The organism is Microvirga tunisiensis (genome assembly GCF_009296175.1).
GTDB classification, from domain to species: Bacteria; Pseudomonadota; Alphaproteobacteria; order Rhizobiales; family Beijerinckiaceae; genus Microvirga; species Microvirga tunisiensis.
In genome coordinates, this window is record NZ_VOSK01000340.1 from 1 (window position 1) to 6,363 (window position 6,363).

Genomic DNA, 6,363 nt, shown 5'->3' on the forward strand with positions numbered 1-6,363 from the left:
TCGTAGTACTTCAGGTCGAGGTCGAGATAGGGGTGGATCAGCTTCTCTTTGATGAAGTGCCAGATAATGCGGGTCATCTCGTCGCCGTCGAGCTCGACAACCGGGTTGGCAACCTTGATCTTCGCCACTTGCGGCTCCTGACTGAATTGAACGCTAGCGGTTGATCCGCCGCAAAATTGCACCGCAGCGCAAGTGAATGCGCTGCGGTGTTGTTAGAGAACCCTTCACCCGCATCACGCCTGCGGGCTATTCGGGTCAGACGACGACGACCTCGATCTTCCCGATGCCCTCGACGAAGCCTTCGAGGACATCGCCTCGCACAACCGCGCCGACCCCGGCCGGCGTGCCAGTCATGATGACGTCGCCCGGCTGCAGAGTGAACAGGCCAGAAAGATACGAGATCATCTCCGGCACCTTCCAGATCAGCTGGTTGAGATCACCCTGCTGACGGATCTCTGCATTCACCTTCAGCGTGACCGCGCCGGAGGTCGGGTGGCCGATTTCACTCGCAGGCACCAGCGGGCCACAAGGAGCGGAGGCCTCGAACGCCTTACCGACTTCCCACGGGCGTCCCAGCTTCTTGGCTTCGCCTTGGAGATCGCGTCGGGTCATATCGAGGCCAACGCCGTAGCCGAAGACGTGATCGAGCGCCGCTTCCACCGGAATGTCAGTACCACCCTTGCTCAGCGCCACTACCATCTCGATCTCGTGATGCACATCCGAGGTCGCGCTGGGATACGGGAACTTACCGTCGGTGACGATGTTGTCCGGATTTTTCTGGAAGAAGAACGGCGGCTCCTTCGACGGGTCGTGACCCATTTCTATGGCATGCTCGGCGTAGTTGCGGCCGACGCAATAGATCCGATGGATCGGGAAGACCTTGTCACTGCCTTGCACAGGCAACGTGGCAACTGCTGCCGGCTGAACGACGTAGCCGGTCATAGCGAGAGGCGCATTCATCATCTTACTCCTGCGTAATAGTCGACTTTTTTCTCAATGTGTTCAATGGCTGCCGACATCAGCATCGCCGCAGCGAAGAGGATGATCGTCAATGCCCAGAAGTTCTCCATGTCGAAGCTGCGTGAATAGAGTTCAAACAGTTCGCCATAACCAATGATCGCCACCAGAAGCTGGCCGATCACAACACCCTTTACGCCGCGCACGAGGCCGAGTCGGATCCCCGCGAGGATCTCCGGCAGTGCTGCAAGGAGAACGATTTTCCCGTAAAGAGCGAAGGGAGAGGCGCCATAGCAGCGCCCCATCTCGATGAGCGAGTTCGGCACATGCTGAATGCCCGCTCGCGTGTCCAACACGATGATCCACACCGCGAAGAGGAAGACTGTGACGATGACCGTGGTCTCGCCCATGCCGAATAGAATCATCAACACAGGAACAAGCGCAGAAAGCGGCGCGCTGACGAAGATGTTGACCCAGATGCTGAACAGCTCATCCGCGGCCTTGAACCTCCCCATCAACACGCCCAGCGTGACGCCGACAACAATGGCTAGCGCCATGCCGACGGCGAAGCTGTGCAGCGTGATCAGCGCGGCCGCTTGCCATGTGCCGGTCTGTACCATCGTGACGCCGGCCATCAGCACGCTCGAGAGCGGCGGCACCAGGAACATCAGGCCGGACTGCCCGACCAGCTCCCATATCAGACACCAGACCAGAAGGGACGCCATCATCGGCACCCGATATCCATAAAGAGTCATAGCCGCCCTCCTTAGTCCACGTAGTGTTTGAGTCCCTGCCAGATCTCCTCGACGGTATCGAGATAGCCCTGATCGCGGCGAATCGCGTCGGGAGACGCGGTTCGGTCAATCTTGGGCTCGATGATCTGCGCAACGCGACTCGGCCGGCGCGAGAGCAGCACGATACGGTCCGATACGTAGACGGCCTCTTCGATGCTGTGTGTCACGAAGATGAACGTCTTGCGCTGCTTCTCCACGAGTTGCAGCAGATCCTCCTGAAACTTGCGGCGGTTCTGCTCATCCACGGCGGAGAACGGCTCGTCGAGAAGAAGTACTTCCGCATTTACGGCGAAGGCACGGGCAAGACCCACGCGCTGGCGCATGCCGCCCGAGAGTTCGTGCGGATACTTGTCTTCAAATCCGTTGAGGCCGACCTCGGCGATGTAGTGGCGCGCGATGGACTGGCGCTCGACCTTGCCCATACCCTTCAACTCGAGCCCGAAGGCCACATTACGCATCACTGTCGCCCACGGCATGAGGGCAAAGTCCTGGAACACGAAGGCACGCTCCGGACCGGGACCCGTGACGATCTTGCCGTTCACACGCACCTCACCGGAGGTCGGCTCGACCAAACCGGCGATGATCTTGAGCAGGGTCGTCTTGCCGCAGCCGGAAGGACCGAGCAGCGTCGTGAGCTTGCCACGAGGGAAGTCGAGGTCGATCAGGCGCAGAGCTTCGATCTCACCATAGTTCTTGCAGATGCTGCGCACCTCGACTGCGGAATCGTCTTCGACCCGCGGCGTAGCCTGTATGGAAGCAACGGAAACAGACATGTCAGCCTCTCTTCTTTTCAGGGCGCAGCACACGGACCTCGAATGCCTCCAATGCTGTCAGCGTCAGGGTCGAGACCAGGATGATGGAGACCACGGCGGCATACATTTCCGCATAGTTGGCTACGGAGCGATGATAGGTGATGAGGTCACCGATGCCGGTGGGTGTGATCAAGAGTTCGGCCAGAATGACACCAATGAACCCGGCGGCGAGGCCGAGACGCAGTCCGGCAAAGATCACCGGGCTCGCATCAGGAATGATGATCTTGGTGATCTGCTGGAATCTCGTACCTTGGAACGAACGGCACATCGCCACCAGGGATGGGTTGGCGTTCCGGACCGCCTTGTAGCCATTCAGTACGATGACCGGCAGTGCAAGCATGACGACAGCGAGAATCTTGGCCGTCAGACCGATCCCATACACGAAAGTAATGAGCGGAATGAGAGCCGCCATAGGCGCTGATTGCAGGACGATGAAGAGTGGCGCTACGAGCCACTCGGCCTTCCGTGACAGCCCCATTACGATACCGAGCCCTACCCCGACTACTCCTGAAATGACGATGCCGATAATCAGCGGCTGCAGAGTTGAGCCGTAGGCCAGGACCAAGCTGCCATCAAGCAGCATTGTGGCGAAAGCATAAAGTGTATCGAGAAAGGTTGGGAAGGCATAGCTGATCGGCACACGTCCGGCGATTTCCCAGATGAGGAAGAAGAGCCCGAGTGAAACCATCCTCGTCGCGATCGGATGGCTCGTGAACAGGCGACCGAGGCTCAAGCCCCAGCCGACCGGCGGATGGACGGCCCGCACGGGGCCGTTCACTTGAGAGGAGGCCATCATTCCGGCACCTTACTTGGAGCCGAGTTTGGCCAGGACGCGATCCAGCGGGCGGGTGTCCCAGAAGTCCTCAACCTTCAGGCTTGCGGGCTCACCCGTGAGTTGGCCTGAGAGCGTATAGAAGGCGAAGTCGTCCTTCGCCGCTGCAGCGCCGCCGCCATTAAGCGGGAAGGCCTTGCCCTTCGCGAGTTCCTCGAAATAAGGCCCGATGTCGCCCGCTTGCGCGGCAGGCAGGTCGGGCAGCAGCTTGTACTTGGCGCGCCACTCGGAAACCAAAGCAGGATTGGCCGTCACTTCGCGCCAGGTGGTGAGAATGGCCTCGACGATCTTGTCAACATCCGCCGCATTCTTTTCGAGGAAGTTTGTGTTGGCGAACAGAGCTTCGTCCGTCGCATTCACGCCTTCGAGCGGCAGGATAACAAATTTGCCGGGGGCCTGCTGTTCGAGCAGACGGCGACCGGACGAGTCGACGATTGTGGCTTTCACATTACCCTGAAGCAGAGCACCCGTACGGACTTCGGCGCCCGGGATGTAGCTGATCTTAGAGAACTTGATGCCCTGCCGCTGCTCCATCAGCTTCATGATGGCCTCGGTCCCGGAGCCACGCGAGTGGACGGCGACTTCCTGCCCGTTCAGGTCTTTCCAGTTCTTGTAGAACTCGCCGTTGACGGCCGGGTAGAAGCGCAGCGTCGAAAGCTGCATGAACATGCGGATCGGCGCCTTGACCTTCTGAACGAGTGCATAGGGGCCGCCAACACCGATGTCGGCTTGGCCACCGACCACCGCTTGCGCGGCAATGTCCTCGGATTTCAGGTAGGTCATTTCGATATCGACACCCTTTTCCTTGGCACGCTCGAAGGCCGCCAAGAGATGCAGGGATTCCACGCTGGGGATGTCGCCATAAACCACACGAACCTTGGCCGCTTCCGCCGCGTTCGACGCTATCAGGGCCACACCAACTGCGAGTGCTGCAGCGCTCGCCGTTAGCGATACCAAGCCTTTGAACATTTCCATCTCCCATAAGTTCGGCGGTTAGCCCACCTTTGTTATTAGCCGCGCTATGAGCAACCAATGCCCTATTGGTCGCAATTGGCTCAAGGTGTGTCAAGCTATTTTTCGGTTGACTATATTGCGTTGGCGGATAAAAGATCCAACCAATTCAGTATTGGTTGAGATCACTAGATGCAGATGTACAGCGAGGCAGGAACTAATCGGACCATTGTCACCCAGTTGCGAGCGTACCTCGCGCAAGCGGAGCTATCCGAGGACGGCCGATTGCCGCCAGAGCGGGATTTGGCCACGGCTCTTGGTGTTACTCGGACGGAACTGAGAAAGGCTCTTGGGACGCTTGAGGCCGAAGGCCAGATCTGGCGCCATGTCGGCAAAGGCACCTTCATGGGAAATCGGCCGACCGATACGCTTTCAGATATCACTGCACTGGCGAAGCGAACCAACCCGGCTGAACTGATGCGAGCGCGATTTATCATTGAACCTGAGATCGCAAGGGCAGCAGCCCTGACAGCCACACCAATGCACCTTCGTGAGTTGAGGATGTGTCAGGCTCGAACCCGGGAGGCTGCGACATGGCGGCAGTACGAGAACTGGGACACCCGCTTACATCGCACCGTCGCTGAGGCGACACAGAACATACCGCTTCTTGGAATGTTCGACATGCTGAACGCGCTGCGCCGCGCAGTCACATGGGGGCGCCTCCGATCGACTCCTGTTAAGCCAAGTCCCGACCATCACAGCTTTGCCGAACACGAAACGATCATTACGGCCATTGAAAACAGGGATATGAACGGGGCGGCAGCGGCGATGCGTGTCCATTTGCAGAGTGTAGAGCGCAATCTCCTGGCGCGGCAGTCAGATGCGGCAGACTAACTTTGGCGCATAGTGAATTGATCAGCTTTCAGGGATTCACGCCCCCTGCGGTGAAGGACCGCTTCGGGTCTAATTTTCACATTCCTGCGACTCAACAAATGTCGTCTCTTGAGCGCCGAAGCGGACCAAGCACGTTGATCCGTGGAGTGCCGACCGCGGACGTCCAGTCACCACTCAAACGGAAGTTCAGCCATATGGCCAGTCAGCGGTTTTGCTGGTCAGTCGTTTTGCCTCTCTTCCAAAGATCTATCTGCCGAACGACTTGACCAATATCCAGCTAGGCTGGTCCCATCTCGAGCGCCCCAGCCCTGCTGACTTGCTTCATCGTAAACCGAGAGAGCTCGCTCGGTGACCGGAAGGGAGAATCCACGCTCCTCACCCTCCACTAGCATCGTCCGCAGATCCTTCCGGAAGGAATCTACGTCGAAGGTCACGGGCTGAGGATCGTCTCCGCGCATTCCCTTGGCAATCATGGCTCCGCGCGTTTTGAGAATGTTGGCGCCGCCGGATGTGTCCGAGAACAGATCGACGATCCGCTCTGGCTCGATGCCAAGATGGCGGCAGAGCGAATAAGCCTCGCCAAGCGCTTGGTAATAGACCACCAGCGGCAGGTTGACGGCGAGTTTCAGGCTCGCCCCCGATCCAACCGGGCCTGCATGTTCGATCCGGCGGCATAGCTGCTCAAGGACCGGTCGCGCCCGGGCAACATCGTCGGGGGATCCACCGACGAGACCTATCAGCCTCCCTTCGCGGGCCGGGCCGGTGGCGCCGCTCACCGGACATTCCACATAGCCTCCGCCTATCGCGGCAATCCGCTCGGCCAAGGCCCGTTGGGTTTTAGGCTGGACCGTGCTCATTTCAATGAACAGCTTACCATTCACTTCCGCGGCCAGAATGCCTTGGTCGCCGCCGAATACAGCTTCTAGGGCACTTGCATCCAAGAGGCAGGTGATGATCACCTCCGACTCGTTGACGACTGCAACTGGCGTGTCCCCTAGAGCGCGTTGACATTCATTTGGTCCAGATGAACGCGCTGACGAGGCAAAGGATTGACATAAACGCCCGTGGGGTCTGTTCGTAGCGCGTGGCGATGCGTCTGAAGTGCTTGATTTTCAGGAAGAAG

General features: G+C 58.8%; 7 protein-coding genes and 2 pseudogenes. 1 reads left to right on the forward strand and 8 read right to left on the reverse strand.

Translation table 11 applies throughout. The features are described 5' to 3' along the window. From FS320_RS35950 to FS320_RS35975, 6 genes and pseudogenes are all read right to left on the reverse strand, one after another. Positions 1–128, reverse strand: a pseudogene (locus FS320_RS35950) (NADP-dependent isocitrate dehydrogenase); the annotation flags it as partial. Between the two features lie 127 nt (positions 129–255). Further along, the gene (locus FS320_RS35955; protein WP_152717148.1) at positions 256–960 is read right to left on the reverse strand and encodes a fumarylacetoacetate hydrolase family protein; all 705 of its coding nucleotides are present in this window, start codon (positions 958–960) and stop codon (positions 256–258) included. Beyond that, a complete protein-coding gene (locus FS320_RS35960) occupies positions 960–1,712 on the reverse strand; it encodes an ABC transporter permease (RefSeq protein ID WP_152717142.1) in 753 nt (250 codons plus the stop codon). Before FS320_RS35960 ends, FS320_RS35955 begins: the two co-directional genes overlap by 1 nt. 11 nt (positions 1,713–1,723) lie before the next feature. Beyond that, entirely contained in the window at positions 1,724–2,524 is an 801-nt protein-coding gene (locus FS320_RS35965) for an ABC transporter ATP-binding protein (RefSeq protein ID WP_152717143.1), read from the reverse strand. 1 nt (position 2,525) lies between these two features. Beyond that, positions 2,526–3,359, reverse strand: a complete 834-nt coding sequence (locus FS320_RS35970; RefSeq protein WP_152717144.1) for an ABC transporter permease — start codon at positions 3,357–3,359, stop codon at positions 2,526–2,528. 9 nt (positions 3,360–3,368) lie between these two features. Further along, a complete protein-coding gene (locus FS320_RS35975; protein WP_152717145.1) occupies positions 3,369–4,370 on the reverse strand; it encodes an ABC transporter substrate-binding protein in 1,002 nt (333 codons plus the stop codon). A 168-nt stretch (positions 4,371–4,538) separates the two neighbouring features. Between FS320_RS35975 and FS320_RS35980 the strand changes: the two genes are divergently transcribed. Next, on the forward strand, positions 4,539–5,240 hold the full coding sequence (locus FS320_RS35980) for a FadR/GntR family transcriptional regulator (protein ID WP_152717146.1): 702 nt from the start codon (positions 4,539–4,541) through the stop codon (positions 5,238–5,240). A gap of 218 nt (positions 5,241–5,458) precedes the next feature. On the opposite strand, the gene FS320_RS50430 is transcribed toward FS320_RS35980, so the two are convergent. Both FS320_RS50430 and FS320_RS50435 read right to left on the reverse strand, forming a co-directional pair. Then, positions 5,459–5,905, reverse strand: coding sequence for an NAD-binding protein (locus tag FS320_RS50430; protein WP_338105627.1), 447 nt, complete (start codon positions 5,903–5,905; stop codon positions 5,459–5,461). Continuing rightward, positions 5,906–6,223, reverse strand: a pseudogene (locus FS320_RS50435) (NAD(P)-binding domain-containing protein); the annotation flags it as partial. Between the last annotated feature and the right edge of the window lie 140 nt (positions 6,224–6,363).

Bases quoted from the DNA above. Each gene is read 5' to 3' on its own strand.
- FS320_RS35980 (WP_152717146.1), top strand. From the start codon at position 4,539: ATGCAGATGTACAGCGAGGCAGGAACTAATCGGACCATTGTCACCCAG.
- FS320_RS35965 (WP_152717143.1), bottom strand. From the start codon at position 2,524: ATGTCTGTTTCCGTTGCTTCCATACAGGCTACGCCGCGGGTCGAAGAC.
- FS320_RS35960 (WP_152717142.1), bottom strand. From the start codon at position 1,712: ATGACTCTTTATGGATATCGGGTGCCGATGATGGCGTCCCTTCTGGTC.
- FS320_RS35975 (WP_152717145.1), bottom strand. From the start codon at position 4,370: ATGGAAATGTTCAAAGGCTTGGTATCGCTAACGGCGAGCGCTGCAGCA.
- FS320_RS35955 (WP_152717148.1), bottom strand. From the start codon at position 960: ATGAATGCGCCTCTCGCTATGACCGGCTACGTCGTTCAGCCGGCAGCA.
- FS320_RS35970 (WP_152717144.1), bottom strand. From the start codon at position 3,359: ATGATGGCCTCCTCTCAAGTGAACGGCCCCGTGCGGGCCGTCCATCCG.